Origin of the sequence: Pseudotabrizicola sp. L79, from assembly GCF_036553525.1 — a bacterium.
Classification (GTDB): domain Bacteria; phylum Pseudomonadota; class Alphaproteobacteria; order Rhodobacterales; family Rhodobacteraceae; genus Pseudotabrizicola.
The window spans coordinates 20,978-38,807 of sequence record NZ_JAZHDA010000040.1; the positions used below are offsets into that span (position 1 = coordinate 20,978).

At 63.9% G+C, this 17,830-nt stretch carries 13 protein-coding genes; 8 read left to right on the top strand and 5 right to left on the bottom strand.

What is annotated here, in order from left to right:
• Positions 1–18: 18 nt before the first annotated feature.
• On the top strand, positions 19–1,743 hold the full coding sequence (locus V3C85_RS01460; RefSeq protein WP_331793301.1) for a CHAT domain-containing protein: 1,725 nt from the start codon (positions 19–21) through the stop codon (positions 1,741–1,743).
• A complete protein-coding gene (locus V3C85_RS01465) occupies positions 1,740–3,200 on the top strand; it encodes a hypothetical protein (protein WP_331793302.1) in 1,461 nt (486 codons plus the stop codon). Before V3C85_RS01460 ends, V3C85_RS01465 begins: the two co-directional genes overlap by 4 nt.
• Here V3C85_RS01465 and V3C85_RS01470 read toward each other — a convergent pair.
• Positions 3,188–4,081 carry a phosphotransferase gene (locus tag V3C85_RS01470; protein WP_331793303.1) on the bottom strand — a complete coding sequence of 298 codons (894 nt, stop codon included), beginning with the start codon at positions 4,079–4,081 and terminating at the stop codon, positions 3,188–3,190. The genes V3C85_RS01465 and V3C85_RS01470 overlap by 13 nt on opposite strands.
• Before the next feature lie 67 nt (positions 4,082–4,148).
• Here V3C85_RS01470 and V3C85_RS01475 point away from each other — a divergent pair, with 67 nt between their 5' ends.
• Positions 4,149–4,772, top strand: coding sequence for a class I SAM-dependent DNA methyltransferase (locus V3C85_RS01475; protein ID WP_331793304.1), 624 nt, complete (start codon positions 4,149–4,151; stop codon positions 4,770–4,772).
• On the opposite strand, the gene V3C85_RS01480 is transcribed toward V3C85_RS01475, so the two are convergent.
• Complete coding sequence (locus V3C85_RS01480) at positions 4,743–5,516, bottom strand: DeoR/GlpR family DNA-binding transcription regulator (protein ID WP_331793305.1); 774 nt, start codon at positions 5,514–5,516, stop codon at positions 4,743–4,745. The genes V3C85_RS01475 and V3C85_RS01480 overlap by 30 nt on opposite strands.
• A gap of 230 nt (positions 5,517–5,746) precedes the next feature.
• Here V3C85_RS01480 and V3C85_RS01485 point away from each other — a divergent pair, with 230 nt between their 5' ends.
• The 5 genes from V3C85_RS01485 (at position 5,747) to V3C85_RS01505 (ending at position 13,095) form a co-directional block, all read left to right on the top strand.
• A complete protein-coding gene (locus tag V3C85_RS01485) occupies positions 5,747–6,685 on the top strand; it encodes an ABC transporter substrate-binding protein (protein WP_331793306.1) in 939 nt (312 codons plus the stop codon).
• Between the two features lie 72 nt (positions 6,686–6,757).
• Positions 6,758–7,792 (top strand): quaternary amine ABC transporter ATP-binding protein, encoded by a 1,035-nt coding sequence (locus V3C85_RS01490; RefSeq protein WP_331793307.1) that lies wholly within the window; start codon positions 6,758–6,760, stop codon positions 7,790–7,792.
• Positions 7,789–9,786 carry an ABC transporter permease gene (locus V3C85_RS01495; protein WP_331793308.1) on the top strand — a complete coding sequence of 666 codons (1,998 nt, stop codon included), beginning with the start codon at positions 7,789–7,791 and terminating at the stop codon, positions 9,784–9,786. The genes V3C85_RS01490 and V3C85_RS01495 overlap by 4 nt, the downstream gene beginning before the upstream one ends.
• Positions 9,783–10,661: a phosphotransferase gene (locus V3C85_RS01500; RefSeq protein WP_331793309.1), complete on the top strand. Its 879-nt coding sequence runs from the start codon at positions 9,783–9,785 to the stop codon at positions 10,659–10,661. The genes V3C85_RS01495 and V3C85_RS01500 overlap by 4 nt, the downstream gene beginning before the upstream one ends.
• A gap of 1 nt (position 10,662) precedes the next feature.
• Positions 10,663–13,095 carry a GcvT family protein gene (locus tag V3C85_RS01505; RefSeq protein ID WP_331793310.1) on the top strand — a complete coding sequence of 811 codons (2,433 nt, stop codon included), beginning with the start codon at positions 10,663–10,665 and terminating at the stop codon, positions 13,093–13,095.
• A gap of 41 nt (positions 13,096–13,136) precedes the next feature.
• On the opposite strand, the gene V3C85_RS01510 is transcribed toward V3C85_RS01505, so the two are convergent.
• The 3 genes from V3C85_RS01510 to V3C85_RS01520 are packed head-to-tail and all read right to left on the bottom strand — an operon-like array spanning position 13,137 to position 17,817.
• Positions 13,137–14,312 (bottom strand): HlyD family type I secretion periplasmic adaptor subunit, encoded by a 1,176-nt coding sequence (locus V3C85_RS01510; RefSeq protein WP_331793311.1) that lies wholly within the window; start codon positions 14,310–14,312, stop codon positions 13,137–13,139.
• Positions 14,309–16,507 carry an ATP-binding cassette domain-containing protein gene (locus V3C85_RS01515; protein ID WP_331793528.1) on the bottom strand — a complete coding sequence of 733 codons (2,199 nt, stop codon included), beginning with the start codon at positions 16,505–16,507 and terminating at the stop codon, positions 14,309–14,311. The genes V3C85_RS01510 and V3C85_RS01515 overlap by 4 nt, the downstream gene beginning before the upstream one ends.
• A 26-nt stretch (positions 16,508–16,533) precedes the next feature.
• Positions 16,534–17,817 (bottom strand): TolC family protein, encoded by a 1,284-nt coding sequence (locus V3C85_RS01520; protein WP_331793312.1) that lies wholly within the window; start codon positions 17,815–17,817, stop codon positions 16,534–16,536.
• Positions 17,818–17,830 lie beyond the last annotated feature (13 nt).

Consider the following 17,830-nt stretch of genomic DNA (forward strand, 5'->3'; position numbering starts at 1 on the left):
TGCCCAAGACCATTGGCGATGGGCGATCTGATCAGGGGCGAAGACAGGGCGCAAGCGTCTGCTGCTGTCGGCACCGGGTTGGGGCACACAACGCTGACAGGAAAATTCATTGGACAGCGGCGCGCGGGCTGGCATGATCGGCCCATCATGCTGCGCTGTGTCGTCTTTTCCCTTTGGCTGGTCATGGCCGCGCTGCCCGCGCGCGCAGAGACGCTGATTGATGAGGGGTTTCGCGCCGCGCAAGAGGCCATGCTGTCTTCGGCCGGGTCGGCCATTCGCCAGATCGGGTTGCGCACGGCGGCGACCACGGGCCCGCTGGCCGAGCTGGTGCGCCATCGGCAATCTGTCGAGGAACGGTTGCGCGATGCCTCGGCGGCGATTGCAAAGGCCGACGCCGACAAGATCGGGCTGGCCGGGCAGATTGACGGGCTGACGGCCGAGTTGGCCGGGCTGGACCGGACCTTGGCGCAGGATTTCCCGCGTTATGCCGAACTGACCCGCCCGCAGCCCCTGACGATCGGGGCGGTGCAGGCGCTGCTGGCCCCGGATGAGGCGCTGATCCAGACCTTTGTCGGCGACACCTATGCCTTTGTCTGGGCCATCAGCCCCGACCGCGCGGGGTGGCACCGTGTCAATGCCGGTGCGGCGGTGACGGCCGAGGCCGTGGCCCAACTGCGCAAGACGCTTGACCCGACCGCAGTGACGCGCGGGGCCGCGGCGCTAGAGGGGGCCGCGCCGGAAACGCCGCGCGGGGCCAGCTTTGACCGGCGGCTGGCAGCGCAGCTGTATGACGTGTTTCTGGCCGCGTTAGAGCCGGTTTTTGGCAAGGCCCGGCATGTGTATGTGGTGGCGGATGGGCCGCTGACATCGCTGCCTTTTGCCCTGTTCGTGACCGGCCCCTATGACGGGGCCGATGATGACCCGGTGGCGCTGCGGGGCACGCCCTGGATGATCCGCCGCCATGCGCTGACCACCCTGCCTTCGGTTGAAAGCCTTGCCGTGGTCAAACGCCTGCCCCCGCCCCAGCCCAACCGGCCGCTGCTGGCGGGCTTTGGCGACCCGGTGTTTGCCGGGGGCAGCAGTCTGGGCGGGGTGACGCGCGGCGCGGCGCTGGTGGCCGAAGGATTGGCCGATGTTGACCGCCTGCGCAGCCTGCCCCCCCTGCCCGCCACACGGCGCGAGTTGCTGACGATTGCCACCACCTTGGGGGCCAGCGAAACCAGCCTGTATCTGGGCGATCAGGCCACCGAAGCGGCGGTCAAGCAGGGCATCGGTCCGGCGCAGGTGGTGGCCTTTGCCACCCATGGCCTGTTGTCGGGCGAGGTGCAGGGTGTGACCGAACCGGCCTTGGTGCTGACCCCGCCCGACCGGGCCAGCAAACTGGATGACGGGCTTTTGACCGCATCCGAGATCATCGACCTGAAGCTGGATGCCGATTGGGTGCTGTTGTCGGCCTGTAACACCGCAGGCGGGGCGGAACCGGGGGCCGAGGGTCTGTCGGGGCTGGCCCGCGCCTTTCTGTTTGCCGGGGCGCGGTCGATTGTCGTGTCGCATTGGCCGGTGCGCGATGATGCGGCGGCGCGGCTGACGACGGGGGCGCTGTCGGCCTATGCCAAGGGCGGGCTGCGGCGGGCCGAGGCGTTGCAGGCCGCAATGCTGGCGGTGATGGAGGATACGCGCGACCCCAGTCTTGCGCATCCGTCCGCCTGGGCGCCCTTTGTGATCGTGGGGCAAGGCGGATGATGTGGCGGGCGGGGGTGATGATGCTGTGGCTGGCACTGCCGCTGACCGCCACGGCGCAAGAGGTGCCGCTGCGCGATCCGCTGGTTGTGATGGACGAATCCTTTGCCTTGTGGAGCGCGGAAGATCTGACCGGCTATCGTGAATACATGAGTGCCGCGATCCGCCGCGCCCGGCAAGAAGATGTCTTGCCCCCGGAATGGGCGTTCCTTTTTGGCTCTTATTCCGACTTTGTGCGCAACGAGGACAAGAACTCTCCCCTTGCCCTGCGGCTTGCCGATGAAGGGCTGGCCTATCTGGCCCCCCATGCCGATCAGAATGCGGATCTGTCTGCCCTTTTGCAGGTGTCGCGCGTTTATGCGCTGGCCGATCTGGGCCGGTATGACGAGGCCAGTCTGGCCGGGCGCATGGCCGAACCCCTGTTCCGATCAACCATGGGCGACGAGATGGCCGATGATCTGTTGCAGGTGATTGCCGCCTGGGGCAAGAGCGAAGCCACCATTTACAACAACGCCCCCGCAGATCTGGCGCGGGCCGAGTTGGAAAAGGCCGAACAGGCCCTGAACCGGGGCGAATATGGGGCGGCGCTGACCATTGCGGCGCGCGCAACTTTGCCCGAAGCCTCGGGCCTGCCGGACGCGGAGGTGCGCCGCGTGAATGCCGCCGCGGCGGCCAAGACAGGGCGGGCGCTGTTTTGGCTGGGCCGCGGGGCCGAGGCGTTGACGGTGATGAAGCGGGCGGCCGATGCCGTGGCGGGCGATGACTGGGCCAATCAGCGCGCGCCACGGTTGCAGCTTGACCCCGGCACCGAACAGCAGGCCATTGCCGAATTGTTCTTTTGGCTGGCCCGTGCGGGGCTGGAGGAAGATTGGCTGTGGCTTGTCTTGCCGGCCCTTGCGATGGCTGAACAGCTTGATGATGGCAGTCTGGGCGCCTTGCCGATCGCCTTTGCCCGGTCAGCCTTGCACGATACCCTGTCGGACCCGGCCGAGGCCGAAGCGGAGCTGGCCAAGGCCGTTGATGTGGCACGGGCCAAGGGCGACCCCGAGGCCGTGCTTTTGGCGCGCTATTATCTGGCGCTGCACCGGTTTTCGACCACCGGGGCCGATGCCGAAGCCAAGGCGCTGATCAGCCTGACCCGGCAGATGAGCGCCGACACCCCGGCGCAGACTTTTTATGACCCGCTGCACATCTTGTCTGAAACCGCGCAGATCCTGTTGGAAACGCGGTTCACGGCTGAGGCGCTGGACTTTTCGCGCAGGGCGCTGGCGGGGCGATTGGCCGAGATTTCCGGCAGCACAGACACCAGATTGGGGCAAGACGGCCAAAGGGGGCAAACGCGGCGGTTGGTTGAGGCCTTTTTGCAATCGGCGCATCAGGTTGACTCGGAAACCGGGCAGGCCGATTGCAGCCGCCCTGCCGGTCAGGGCCTTGGCTGCATCATCATTTACGGGCGCTGAAGCAGCGCCAAGTGGTCTGCGAATTCCGGTGTGGCCATCAGCGCACGGCAGCGGGCAAAGCGCGTGTCGGCATAGGCCCTGAAATCCTCGGCCGGGTTGTCATTGGCCAGTTGCAACAGGCCCCACAGCGTCCACAGCAGGTCGCACATCGCCTTGTAGATCACCATGCGCGCGTGATCTTGGGGGGTGGGCGGGCCATCGAAATACGCCGCCAGCATTTCGGCATCTTGCGCGGCATCAAACTGGCCTTCGACCGACAGATCGCCCAGATCCCACATCGGATCATTCATGCCCGAATATTCCCAATCGACGATCCACATCCGGCTGCCGGTATCCAGAAAATTCTCGCACAGCGGATCGCAGTGGCAGGGGGCAAGCGGCACGGGGCTGCGGGCAAGGGCCGTGCGAACCGCCTCGGCCTCGGCCAGAACGGCGGGATAGCCCGGGGGCACCGGCACATCCTTGCCCGACAGATGGCCAAGATAGTCGTCAATCATGGCAAAGAGTTCAAACCGGGCCGGGAAGGTTTGCCCCGACTGGTGCAATTGGCGCAACGCACGGGCGGCGCGCGCGGAGCTGCCGGTGCGGGTTTTGAACCCCTGCGGAGTCATCGTGGTGCTGTCGATGAAGCGGGTGATCATCACGCCGGTGGTTTCGTCGAAATGGATCACCTCGGGGCTGACCCCGGCGGCGGCGGCGGCGCGGGCGGCAATCGCCTCGTGCTGGCGGTTGATATAGGTTTCGGTGCCTTCGCCCGGCACGCGGATGATGAAATCGCGCAGCCGATAGACACGGTTGGTCAGCCCACCCAGCCGCTGCGCTGTGCCCCCCGGCGTGATACCGGGCACCCCGGCCAACAGCTTTGCCACATCATCCTGCATCTTGCCCCCGTTGCGTGATGGCCCGCCTTGGGCCAAGCTAACGGGTGAAACGGCAAGGAGTCTACAGATGGGTTCGGGGCAGCATGACGGGCATCTGGGCGCTGTTTACGGGGCAAAGGCGCCCGAGCAGGTGGCGGCGCTGTATGATGGATGGGCCGATACCTATGATGCCGAGATGGCACGGGCGGGCTATCGTCACCCATCAGTCGGGTTGGCGCTGCTGGCGCGCTATGCGCCGCGCGGCACTGGCCCGGTGCTGGATGCCGGCTGCGGCACGGGGCTGCTGGGGGATTGGTTGGGCATTCTGGGGTTTGCACCGGTTCATGGGCTGGATTTGTCGGCGGGCATGTTGGCCAAGGCGCGGGCCAAGGGGGCCTATGCCGCGCTGCACCATCTGGCGCTGGGTGGCGCGTTGCCCTTTGCCGATGGCCAGTTTGCCGCCGTCATCTCGACCGGTGTGTTCACCACGGGCCATGTCGGGGCCGAAGCCCTGCCCGAGTTACTGCGCATCACCGCGCCGGGGGGGCCGGTTGTTCTGACGGTCAAGACGACGCTGTGGGATGGCGGGTTCAGGCTGGCCTTGCAGGGCATGGCGGGGCTGACGATCGTCGAAGTGACCGACCCCTATGTGTCGATGCCCGGAGAAAGCGGCACCGTGCCGTCACTGGCCGTTGTCGCCCGGCGCAGCTAACGACAGCTGCACCGAAGCCGAGGCCAGCGCAGCCGCCACATCATCGGGCGGGGGGGCATCGGTCACCAAGGCATCGACAGCATCAAAGCTGGCGACCCGGATAAACCCGCGCCGACCGAATTTGCTGGCATCGGTCACGACCACGCGCCGTTGACCGCAGGCCAGCACGGCACGGGCAAATTCAGCCTCGTGCAGATCAAAATCCATGATGCCACTGGCATCGACCGCACCCGCCGAGATGATGGCGTGTTGCACAGAAAACGGGCGGATGAAGTCAAGCGCCGACGCGCCCAGCGCGGCACCGGAATCGCCCCGCAACTCTCCTCCGGCCATGAACACCCGGTTGCCGTTCACCGTGGCCAGCGTGCGGGCAATATCAGAGCTGTTGGTCACGACCGTCAGGCGGCGATGGCCCAACAATTCGCGCGCCAGAAAGCTGGTGGTGGTGCCGGTATCCAGCATCAGCGAGTCGCCGTCGGCAATGCTGTCGGCCATGGCCCGGGCGATGGCCCGCTTGGCCGCCGCGTTTTCGCGCATGCGGCGTTCAAACGGTGCTTCGCCGATCTGGCCTGCCAGACCCACCGCACCATGCACCCGGACAACGGCCCCGGCATCAACCAAGGCGCGGATGTCACGCCGCACGGTTTCGCCGGACACGCCCAGTTCTTGCGACAAGGCCGCAACAGACAGCGACCCACGCACCTGCAGCACCTGAAGAATCGCGCCATGACGCTTTGTCAGCATAGTTGGGCTTTCTGTGGCTTTGTTGGTGATTTGTGACTGTATTCTAGCGCTTTATGGTTCAAATGGGCAAGTCATCCACAAATTCCCCTGATTTTTATTGACAGCCCACCCCGCAAGACGCGTTACTGAAGGCATCGACAGAAGGCGCAGGCCCCTTGCGCGCCAAAGCGCCCGTTACCACCCAACAGACCGCCGCACTGCGGCTTTTGTCCATGACAGGGAGTTCTTCGATGCGTTTTCTTCACCTTTCGCTGCCCGCCCTTTTGCTGGCCACCAGCGCCATGGCGCAGGATTCGACCGACCCGATCAAACTGACACTGCATGATTGGACCGGCCAGTTGATCACCACGCAACTGATGGGCGAGGTGTTGCGCAAGGGCGGGTACAACATCGAATATGTGCAGGCCGATTATCTGGCCCAATTCGCCGGGCTGGAAACCGGCGATCTGCATGTGGCGATGGAGATCTGGGAAACCACGGGGCGCGAGGCCATGGATGCCGCGACCGCCACTGGCAATGTCGAGGTTTTGGGGCCGACCGGGATGCAGGCCAAGGAAGAATGGTGGTATCCGATCTATATGAAGGAAAAATGCCCCGGTCTTCCGAATTGGGAGGCGTTGAAAGAGCCTGCCTGCGCCGAGGCCTTCAGCACCGCCGAAACCGCGCCCAAGGGCCGGTATCTGGGCGGGCCGGTCACTTGGGGCGGATTTGATGAAGAACGCATCGAGGCGCTGGATCTGCCGTTTGAGGTGATTCACGCCGGCACCGATGCCGCGCTGTTTGCCGAGCTGGAATCGGCCTATCAGCGTCAGGCGCCGGTGATCTTGTGGGTTTATGCGCCGCATTGGGCGCCCGCAAAGTTTGAGGGCGAATGGGTAGAGTTCCCGACCTATGACGCCGCCTGTTACACAGACCCTGCATGGGGGGGAAACCCCGATGCCGCCTATGACTGCGGCAAACCCTTTGGCGATATCTGGAAGGTTGGCTGGGCCGGGATGAAAGACAAATGGCCGGGGGCCTACAAGGCGGTGCAGGCTTTTAGCATCGACAATGATGAAATGGGGGCGATGATCACCGAGGTGGATCTGAACGGCAAAACGGTTGACGCCGTCGTGGCCGACTGGATCGCGGCCAACGAACCCCGCTGGAGCAGCTGGATCGCCAAGTGATCTGACCTGTCACCCCCCCCCCGGCCCTGTATGAGCGTATCAGGGCCGGGCACCATTCCGGCGTGCCCCTTGATGTCTGACATCTCTGCCCTTTCCGACCGCCCCCCGACCCTGGTGTGCCGCAACCTGTGGAAGGTTTTTGGCGCGCGCGCGGCTGAACATCTGGCGCTTGCGGGCACCGATGCCGAAAAGCTGCTGGCGCAGGGGTTGGTGCCCGCTGTGCGCGCCGTTGATCTGACGGTCAGGCAAGGTGAGATCTTTGTGATCATGGGCCTGTCTGGGTCTGGCAAATCGACACTGGTGCGGCTGTTGTCGCGGCTGATCGAACCCACAGCAGGAGAGGTCTTGTTCAACGGCCAGAACCTGCTGACGGCATCCGAGGCCGAGATGACGCAGATCAGGCGGCACAAGATGGGCATGGTGTTTCAGCACTTTGCGCTGTTGCCGCATCTGACCGTGTTGGAAAACGTGGCCTTTCCGCTAGAGGTGCAGGGCATGGCCCGCCCGGCGCGAGAGGTGCGGGCCGCCGAGATGATCGGGCTGGTGGGCCTGTCGGGGCGGGAAGGCGCCTATCCCCGGCAGCTTTCGGGGGGCCAGCAACAGCGGGTCGGGATCGCGCGATCTTTGGCTGTCGAGCCAGAGTTGTGGTTTCTGGATGAGCCGTTTTCGGCGCTTGACCCCCTGATCCGGCGCGAATTGCAGGACGAGTTCGTGCGCCTGCAAAGCCGGTTGCAGAAGACGATCGTTTTCATCACCCATGATTTTGACGAAGCCATCCGTCTGGCCGACCGGATTGCCATCATGAAGGACGGGGCGGTGGTGCAATGCGGCACGCCCGAAGATCTGGTGCTGAACCCGGCCACCGATTATGTGCGCGAATTCACCCAAGCCGTGCCCAAGGCCAAGGTGGTGCGGTTGGGGTCTTTGCTGACGCCCGGCCCTGTGGCGCCGGGCCTTGCCATGCTGTCGGCCCGCGCAACCGTGGCCGAGGCCGCGCCGGCCTTTGTCTCGGGGGCGGTGCAGATTGGGGTGGAAGATGCGGGCCAGCCCTTGGGCACAGTCGCGCGGGATGATGTGATCCGGCTGCTGCTGGGGGGTGGGGCATGACATCTGTTCCCGCCACCCTGGCGCCACCCTTGCACGGGCGCCTGATCTGGGCCGTGGCTGTGGCCCTGTCGGTGGCTGTGTGGCTGTGGGGGCAGGCCCTGGTGCCCCTGGCTTTTGATTACCCAAAGGCATGGGAGATTCCGGCCGCCCGCTGGATTGGCGATGCCATCACATGGCTGGTAAAAGACGCCGCCATCGGCCCGCTGGCCTTTTCCGACCTGACCCGCGCCTTTGCCGCAGCGGTTGATCTGCCCTATCAGGCGGCACTTGCCCTGCTGGCCGATGGGGTGCAACGGCAAGAGGCCGGGCAGGTGCTGCAACTGGTGCCGCCCCTGCCTTGGTTGGCCGTTCTGGGCGGGATTGCGCTGTTCGGGCTTTGGGCCGGGGGGCCGGGGCTGGCCATCCTGACGGCGGGCTGCTTTGGCTTTGTCGCCGTCTTTGGCCAGTGGCATGCCGCCATGGTGACGCTAGCCTCTATTGTGGTGGCGGTGCCGCTTGGGGTTGCCATCGGCCTTGGCCTTGGCATTCTGGCGTGGCGCCACGCCTGGCTGGAACGGGCTTTGCGCCCGCTGCTTGACCTGATGCAGACCATGCCGGTGTTTGCCTATCTGGTGCCGATCCTGATCCTGTTCGGCTTTGGCCCCACTGCCGCAGTGATCGCAACCTTGATCTATGCCACCCCCCCGATGACCCGCATCACCACCCTTTCGCTGCAACGGGTGCCAGAAGAAACCCGCGATCTGGCGCGGATGGTGGGCTGCACCCCACGGCAGACGTTGTGGCGCGTCTTGATCCCTTCGGCCCGAGAGCCGCTGATGGTGGGTGTCAATCAGGTGATCATGCTGTCGTTGAACATGGTCATCATCGCCTCGATGATCGGGGCGGGGGGCCTGGGGTTTGAGGTGCTGAACGCCCTGCGCCGCCTTGATTTCGGCACCGGGCTTGAGGCTGGCTTTGCCATTGTCGCGCTGGCCATCGCGCTGGATCGGCTGTCGCAAGCCGTGGCGCATCGCGCGGCCCCGGCCCTGCCCCTGGGTGGGCTGGCACGGCGCCACCCCTATGCACTGGCGGGGGTGGTTTTCGTCTCTGTCACAGCGCTTTTGGCACTGCTGTTCCCGATCGTTCAAAGCTATCCGCCGGGTGCCCAGCTTTCGACCAGCAGCTTTTGGGCGGCAGCGGTGCAGTGGATCAACATCACCTTTTTCGACACATTAGAGGCGATCAAGACCTTTTTTCTGGTTTGGCTTTTGGTGCCGGTGAAGCGGTTTCTGCTGGGGCTGCCTTGGCTGGTGGTGGTGGCGATGCTGGCGCTGACGGGCTGGCGGCTGGGCGGGTGGCGGTTGGCGGTGTTGTGTGGCGGGCTGTCATTTCTGATCGCGGCCACAGGCCAGTGGGAAAAGGCCATGATCACAGTCTATCTGTGCGGCGTTTCCGTTCTTGTCGCCATGGCCATCGGGCTGCCCATCGGCATCTGGGTGGCCGAGCGTGAGCGGTGGTGGGCCGTGACGCGGGCGGTCATCGATACGCTGCAAACCCTGCCCAGCTTTGTCTATCTGATGCCCATCGTCATGCTGTTCCGTGTGGGCGATTTCACCGCGATGATCGCCGTCGTCGCTTATGCCGTGGTCGCCTCGATCCGCTATACCGTGCTGGGGCTGCAAGGCGTTGATCCGCGGCTGATCGAGGCCGGTCGGGCCATGGGCTGCACGCGTTGGCAGGTTCTGACCCGCATCCGCTTGCGGCTGGCGCTGCCAGAGATCTTGCTGGGCCTGAACCAGACCATCATGTTTGCCCTGTCGATGCTGGTGATCACCGCCTTGGTGGGCACGCGTGATCTGGGGCAGGATGTCTATATTGCCCTGACCAAGGCCAATCCGGGCAACGGCCTTGTGGCCGGCCTTGCGATTGCCTTTATCGCCATCATCGCCGACCGCTTGCTGGCAGCGGCAGCACAGGCGCAACGGTCCAAGCTGGGCTTGGGGGGCATGTCATGAGTCTGCACGCCATCCGCGCCCTGCCCTGCTGGCAGGGCGAGATCAGCGCCAGCCCGTTGCAAGGTGGCCTGTCAAACGAAAGCTGGAAGGTGGTGGATGCAGCGGGCGCGCATGTGGTGCGCTTTGGCCGCGATTATCCCTTTCACCATGTGAACCGGGCGCGAGAGGTGATGACGGCCCGCGCGGCCCATGCCGCGGGCTTTGGCCCCGCCGTGGAATATGCCGCGCCGGGGGTGTGCGTGGTGCAATTCCTGCCCGCCCGCACCTGGACAGCCGCCGACATGCGCGCCGCGCCAGATCGGCTGGGGGCGCTGTTGCGCCAGTTTCACGACAGCATGGCCGCGCATATCACCGGCGAGGCCTATCTGTTCTGGCCCTTTCACGTCATTCGTGACTATGCCCGCACGATTGCTGCGGGACACAGCCCCTTTGCCGCCGATCTGCCCCGGTTTCTGGCACTGTCTGACCGGTTGCAGCGCAGCCAGATTGCCTTGCCGATCATCTTTGGGCACCACGACCTGCTGCCCGCCAATCTGCTGGAACAGGGCGAAAAGCTGTGGCTGATTGATTATGAATATGCGGGCTTTGGCACCGCCATGTTCGATCTGGCGGGCGCGGCGTCAAATGCCGAAATGGGCCGCGCCGAGACCGAGGCCCTGCTGCTGGCCTATCTGGGCCACCCCCCCGACCCGGCCTTTCGCCGCGCCTTTGCGGCCATGCAATGCGCCAGCCTGCTGCGTGAGGCGATGTGGGCCATGGTTTCTGATCTGCATCTTGCGGCACCGGGGGCTGACTATCGGCTCTATGCCCGCGAAAATCTGACAAAACTTGAAGCGGCTTTGGCCGATTTCACCCAAACCTACGAAAGCCCGTAACATGACCCTGCCCACCCATGCCCAAATCATCGTCATCGGCGGCGGCATCATCGGCTGCTCGACCGCCTATCATCTGGCGCGCGATCACAAGGCCGATGTCTTGCTGCTGGAACAGGGCCAGATCACCAGCGGCAGCACCTGGCATGCGGCGGGCCTTGTCGGGCAGTTGCGGTCTTCGGCCAGTATCACGAAGGTGCTGAAATACTCGGTCGATCTGTATAAAGGGCTGGCCGCAGAAACCGGCCTGGACACGGGGTGGAAGATGACGGGGTGCCTGCGGCTGGCCACCACCCCTGACCGCTGGACCGAATTCAAGCGGCTGGCTACAACCGCGCGCAGCTTTGGCATGGAGATGGATCTGATCTCGCCCGCCGAAGTCAAACGGATGTGGCCGTTGATGGAGGTGGGTGACCTGATCGGGGCCAGTTGGCTGCCGACCGATGGGCAGGCCAACCCGTCTGACATCACCCAAAGTCTGGCCAAGGGCGCGCGGATGCATGGGGCCCGGATTGTCGAGGGCGTTGAAGTCACGGGCTTTGTCATGGATGGGCGGCGCATCACCCATGTGCAGTCCAGCCAAGGCGACATTGCCTGCGAAACTGTCGTGAATTGTGGGGGCATGTGGGCACGACAGGTGGGGGCGATGGCCGGGGTGGCGGTGCCGCTGCACCCTGTCAAACACCAATATATCATCACTGACCGGATCGAGGGCCTGTCGCCCGATGCCCCCACCCTGCGCGACCCGGATCGCCGCACTTATTTCAAAGAGGAAGTGGGTGGGCTGGTGATGGGCGGCTATGAGCCGAACCCGCAAGGCTGGGTGACAGGAAACATCCCCGAAAACTGGGAATTCCGCCTGTTTGGTGACGATTACGACCACTTTGCCCAGCATATGGAACAGGCCATGATCCGGGTTCCGGCGCTGGAAAAGGTTGGCGTCAAGCAGATGATCAACGGGGCTGAAAGCTTTACCCCGGACGGAAATTTCATCCTTGGGCCCGCCCCTGAATGCGCCAATATGTTCGTGGGCGCGGGGTTTAACGCCTTTGGCATCGCGTCAGGCGGCGGGGCCGGGTGGGTTCTGGCCGAATGGGTGATGCGCGGCGAGGCCCCGCTGGACCTGTGGGCCGTTGATATCAGGCGGTTTTCGGCGCTGCACCGTGACCGTGACTGGGTGGCTGAACGCACGCTGGAAGCCTATGGCAAGCATTACACCGTGGCCTTCCCGCATGAGGAATACACCAGTGGCAGGCCCCGCATCACCTCGCCGCTGTATGATCGGCTTGGGGCGCGGGGGGCTGTGTTCGGGTCTAAACTGGGATGGGAACGGCCAAATTGGTTTGCCCCCGCCGGGGGTGAAGGCAAGGACATCTACTCGATGGGGCGGCAAAACTGGTTTGGCGCTGTGGGAGAGGAACATGCCCATGTGCGCGCCCATGCCGGGCTGTTTGACCAGTCAAGTTTCGCGAAATACGAAATCACTGGCCCCAAGGCGGCCCAGGCGCTGGAGTGGATCTGCGCCAACCGCGTGGCGCGGGATGTCGGGCGGCTGACCTATACGCAACTTCTGAACTCGCGCGGCGGGATCGAATGCGATCTGACCGTGGCACGGTTGGCCGAAGATCAATTCTATATCGTTACCGGCACTGGCTTTCGCACCCATGATGCGGGCTGGATCACCGATCATCTGCCAGACAAGGGCGTTGCGTTCCGCGATGTCACCGAAGACTGGGGCACGCTGTCTTTGATGGGGCCAAAGGCGCGGGATATTCTGGCCAAGGTCACGGGCGATGATGTGTCGAACGCTGGGTTTGCCTTTGGCTGGGCCCGAGAGATAGAGATTGCCGGGGCAAAGTTGCGGGCGCTGCGCGTGACCTATGTGGGCGAATTGGGATGGGAATTGCACTGCCCGATTGGCCAATTGGCGGCCGTTTATGATGCGCTGATGGCGGCTGACGGCGATCTGAAACCCGTCGGCTATCGGGCGCTGGAAAGCCTGAGGCTGGAGAAAGGCTATCGGGCCTGGTCATCCGACATCACCCCGAATGACACCCCGTTCGAGGCCGGGCTGGGTTGGGCGGTCAAGATGCGGGGGGATATGCCGTTTCTGGGCAGGGCCGCGCTTGAGGCCGCGCAGGGCCAGCCTTTGCGAAAAATGCTGGCGGGCTTTACGGTCGATGCGCCGGATGCGGTGCTGCTGGGGCGCGAAACGGTTTTGCGCGATGGCAAGCCTGTGGGCTATCTGACCTCGGGCGGATATGGCTATAGCATCGGGAAAAGCATCGGATTCGGCTATATCAGAGACGAATCCGGCGTTTCACCGGCATGGGCCGAGGCGGGCACTTATCATCTGGTGATCGCCGGGGAAGAAACGCCTGCCACCCTAAGCCTGACCCCACTGTATGACCCGGAAGGCGTAAAAATCAGGGCATAAGGGCCTGACAGACAGGCCGCACCAATGGGCGGGCCGCGCGATCAACGCTCGCGGAACGCCTCATTCGCCTTATACAGCGGCTTTGTCAGGTAGGTCAGAATGGTTTTGCCCCCGGTCTGCAATTCGACGGTTGCCTGCATGCCCGGACGGATTTCAAGATTGCGCTGCCGTTCGGTCAGGTGGCTGCGATCCACTTTCAGTGTTACCTTGTAATGCGGGTCGCCATCCGCCGCGCGAGAGCGTTCATCTTTGAACGTATCCGCCGAGACAAAGACCACCTCGCCATGAAGACTGCCATAAATCGTGTAGTCATAGGCCGAAAGCTTGATCGCGGCGGGTTGGCCAAGGGTGACTTGGGCGATGTCTTGCGGTTTTACCTGCGCCTCGACAAACAGTTCTTCGTCCAGCGGGATGATCTGCATGATCTCTTCGCCCGAGCGCACGACGCCGCCGATTGTGGTGATTGACAGCTTGTTGACCACGCCGCGCATGGGCGCCACCAGATGGGTGCGGGACAGTTGGTCTTGGCTCAGCTTCAGGCGCTGACGCAGCGAGGCCAGCTCGGCTTGGGTTTCGGCATAGGAGTTGGCGCGGTCAAGTTCGGCCTTTGTGCGGGCCTCGGACAACTGGGCCTCGGCATCCGACGCGGCCTTGCGGGCGCGCGTCACTTCGATCAGCGGGGCGATTTCCTGCTTGAACATCTTTTCCAGCAGTTCGCGTTCCTTGGCCGCTTGCTCTAGCACCGCCTTTGCCCCGGCGATCCGGGCCGAGGATTCCTGCATGCGCGCCGTCAGCAAGGCCCGTTCCGAGGCCACAACCGCGGGCACACGGGCCATGATGTCTTCGGGCACGGTAAAATCGGTTTCCCCCGCCAGTTCTGCCTCTAGCCGCAGGCGGCGGGCTTCCAATGTGGCGATCTGGTCGGTCAGATCATCCACCGCCGATTGGTATTGCGTGCCATAGAGGCGGGCAAGGGTTTGGCCCGGCTCGACCACGTCGCCTTCGGCCACGTTCAGTTCGGCCAGAATACCGCCTTCGAGGTTCTGGATGATCTGGGGCCGCGACGACGACACGATCTGACCCTGGGCGCGCACGATTTCGGCCACCCAGGCAAAGGCAGCCCAAAGGAAGAACACGGCCACAGCGGCAGCAATCGCCCAGATTGTCAGGCTGGGGCCACGGGCCTTTTCGTCAAAGCGGTGATCAAACGTGGTCATTGTGCGCCCCCGGCCGCTGCAGGCGTCGTTTTCATCAGATGGGCCAGAACGGCATCCCGCGGGCCATCGACCGCCAGCTTGCCGTTTTGCAAGATAACCGTGCGGGTGGTCAGTTGCAGGATGGGCACGCGGTGCGTGGCAATAATGGCGGTGCGGCCCTGCAACCAGGTGCGCAGACGGCTGACCAGCGTGGTTTCCAGTGTCTGGTCCAGCGCGGCTGTGGGTTCGTCAAGAATGGCAACGGCCGGGTCTTGCAGCCAGATGCGGGCCCAACCGATGGATTGGCGTTGGCCGACCGAAAGGCCTTCGCCCATTTCCTTGATTTCCAGATCAAGGCCACGCGGGTGATTGCGGACAAACTGGCCAAGGCCCGCGAAATCAAGCGATTCAAGCAGGCGATCATCGTCACGCTCTAGCTGGGTGGTGTTCAGGTTGTCGCGCAAGGTGCCCGCGAACAACCGCACTTCCTGACCCAGATAGCCGATGCCGCGACGCAGATCACGCGGGTGCACCTGCCCCAGATCGACACCATCGATCAGAACGCGCCCGCCCGTTGGATCGTAAAGCCCCGCCAGCAGGCGCAAAAGCGTGGATTTGCCCGAACCATTGGTGCCCAAGACGGCAATATGCTGGCCTGCCGGAATGGACAGGGCCGGAATATCGACTGTGGGCGAGGCGTTCGGATCATAACGGAAGTCGAGGTTACGCAATTCATAGGCGCCGGTCAGCTTTTCGCGGCGCAGATATTTGCGGTCGGCTTCCTCGGCCTGTTTTGCGTCGGCAATGGCCTCTAGCGCGGTCAGCGCAGCCTTGACGTTCGACCACCGTGCCATGGTGGCGGAAAGCTGTGACAGCGGGCCCAATGTGCGCCCGGTCAGAATGCCAATGGCAATGATCGTGCCCACGGTGAAATTGCCCGCAAAGACCATATAGGTGCCAACCATCACCGCGCCGACATAGGTGGCCTGCTGTACCCCTTGGGCCCAATAGGTCAGCAGCGAGGTCAGTTTGCGCTGATCCGATGTCTTGGTGGCCGAAAGCGCCACCAGTTCAGACCACAGCCGTTTCATGCGGTCTTCGCCGCGCGTGATGGCGACGGTTTCCTGCTCGAACACGGCTTCATATAGCAGTTTGGCTTGCCTTGTGCTGGCGCCTTGGGTGGCTTGCGTCATCGCAACCATGCGCTTTTGCATCAGGAAGCCGGGCACCACCATCAAGATGCCGCCAGCGACCAGAACCCACACCAGATTGCCGCCAATGGTGGCGACAAGGGCCAGGAAGATCAGGATAAAGGGCAGGTCCGCCACCGTGCCGATGGTCGAGGCGGTAAAGAATTCACGCACCGATCCGAATTCGCGCATGGCGTTGAAGATCTGGCTGGGCCGGCGTTCTTGCGGGTTGGCCTTCATGCCCAACAGGCGCTGCATCAGCCGGTCTTGCACCGCCAGTTCGATGCGGCGGCCGGTCAGATCCATCAGCCCCGAGCGTGCCAGTTTCAGCAGGCCCTCAAGGAAGATCGCCAGAAATGCGCCAAGGGCCAGCACCCAAAGCGTGGGCTCTGATTGATGCGGGATGACACGGTCATAGACCTGCAACGAAAACAGCGCCACAGCCACAGCCAGCAGGTTGGCCACCAAAGAGCCTGCCGCCACCTCGATCAGGGCGCGGCGGTATTTGGCGAATTCCCCCCAGAACCAATGGCTGCCCTGTTTGACGGAATGGCGGGCCTCCAGCTCGGCCATCGTGGTGCGGGCGCGCAGGATGCGGCCCGCATAGACCGACAGAAAGTCAGCCATGGGCACTTCCGCGCGGGCATCGGGCACCGAGGGGTCGTAAAGATCAAAGCCGTCTTCGGTTTGCGACAGCACCAGAACGATATGGCCCGAGGTCATCTCGGCCAAGGCGGGCCAATGATCGGGGGCCGGTTTCGTCAGCTTGCCAACCTGCGCAGACAGGCCCATGCCGTTCAGCGCAAAGGCGATTTCATCCAAGCCCAGCTTGCCAGCGCCTGCCGCGATCTGGATATGTTCCAGCAAATCGCCCACGGCCAGTTCTGCCCCCAAAACGCCGGCATAGACACTGGCAAGCTGGGCGCGGTTCATGGCGCGGCTGGTGTGGCGGGGGCGCGATTTGCGGGCGGCAGGGGCCGGACGTGCGGAAGCCGGGCTGGCTTGCGCCGCCCGGCTGGCATTCATGTCGAAAGAGATGACACGATCTGCTGTCACATCCTTGCCCCGTCCACCAGGGCCCCCCTTTCAAGCGCGATCTGCAATCGTAAATCTGCCGCCAGATATTTCAGTGCCACCTGATCGCGTTCGGCATGGGCAAAGGATTCGTATTGCTGAACCAGTTCCAGCAACGACCTGCGCCCAACCTTGTATTGTTCGGTGAACAGTTGAAGGTTTGCCCCCGTCTGGCGCAAAACCTCGGCGCCCTGCGCTTCGCGGCTTTGCAGGCTTTGAATCTCGGAGGCCAAGGTCACGATGCGGCGGTCAGCATCTTCGGCAGCCTTGGCAGCGCGGCGGGCAACCAGATCAGGCGTGGCGTCAATGGCCTGACGCTGTGCCGTGCTGCCAAAGCCGAAGTTTCCGCCCGAAAGGCCAAGCCCGCTATCCACGCCTTCGGTGCCAAGGCTGACCTCCGCAGTAACCCCCGGCAGCATCTGGGCGCGGGCCAGATCAGCCTCGGCCAAGGTGCGCGCACCTTCCCCCCTTGCCCGCAACACCGACAGCGGTTCCGGCGCGGCCTGATCGGGGGGCAGGGTTTGCAGCCCAGAAAGCCCGGTCAACGGGCGTGACGTCATCGCCGACAGTTCGGCCATTGCCATGGCGGCCGTCTGTCGGTCGGCACTGGCCATGGCCTGCATTTCCGCCAGCTTTTGCCCCAGAACCCGCTCTTCCGAGCGATCTGACAAGCCGCCTTCGACCCGCAGGCGCATGATGCGTTCAAATTCAGCCAGACGACTGACCGAGCGTTCCGACACGATGGCCTGATCTGTCGCCCGCTGGGCGGTCAGATAGTGTTTCAGGCCATCATAGACACGCTGGTTGGTTTCGCTGGCCAGCGTGATCGCGGCCACTTCGACATCGGCAGCGGCATAGGCGCGTTCGGCTTTGCGCGCGCCACCATCAAACAGGGCCTGATCGACCAGAATGCTGGCCGCCAGAGAGCCAAGCGAGGTCAGCGAGACATCGGGCCCAATGCTGGGCAGCCAGTTCTTTGACCGTGCCTGCGCCTTAAGCCGGGCCACGCGCAATTCAGCCGCAGCCACGCCCGCCCCGGCATCCAGCACCGCAGAGGCGACCTGACCATAGGGGCCGGCAGGATCAAGCAAAGAGCGGCGGGCGCGCAGATCGGCGATCAGCACGGATTCAACCTGCCCCTGACGTGTCAGTTCAGGGCGGGGCAGATCAGAGGGGGCATCGCCGCGGCCAAACCCCATTTTCGCAACATCAAAACCAGCACCATTTACACAGGCCGTCAGTGCAAACAGGGCCGCCATCATCAGGCCGGGGCGG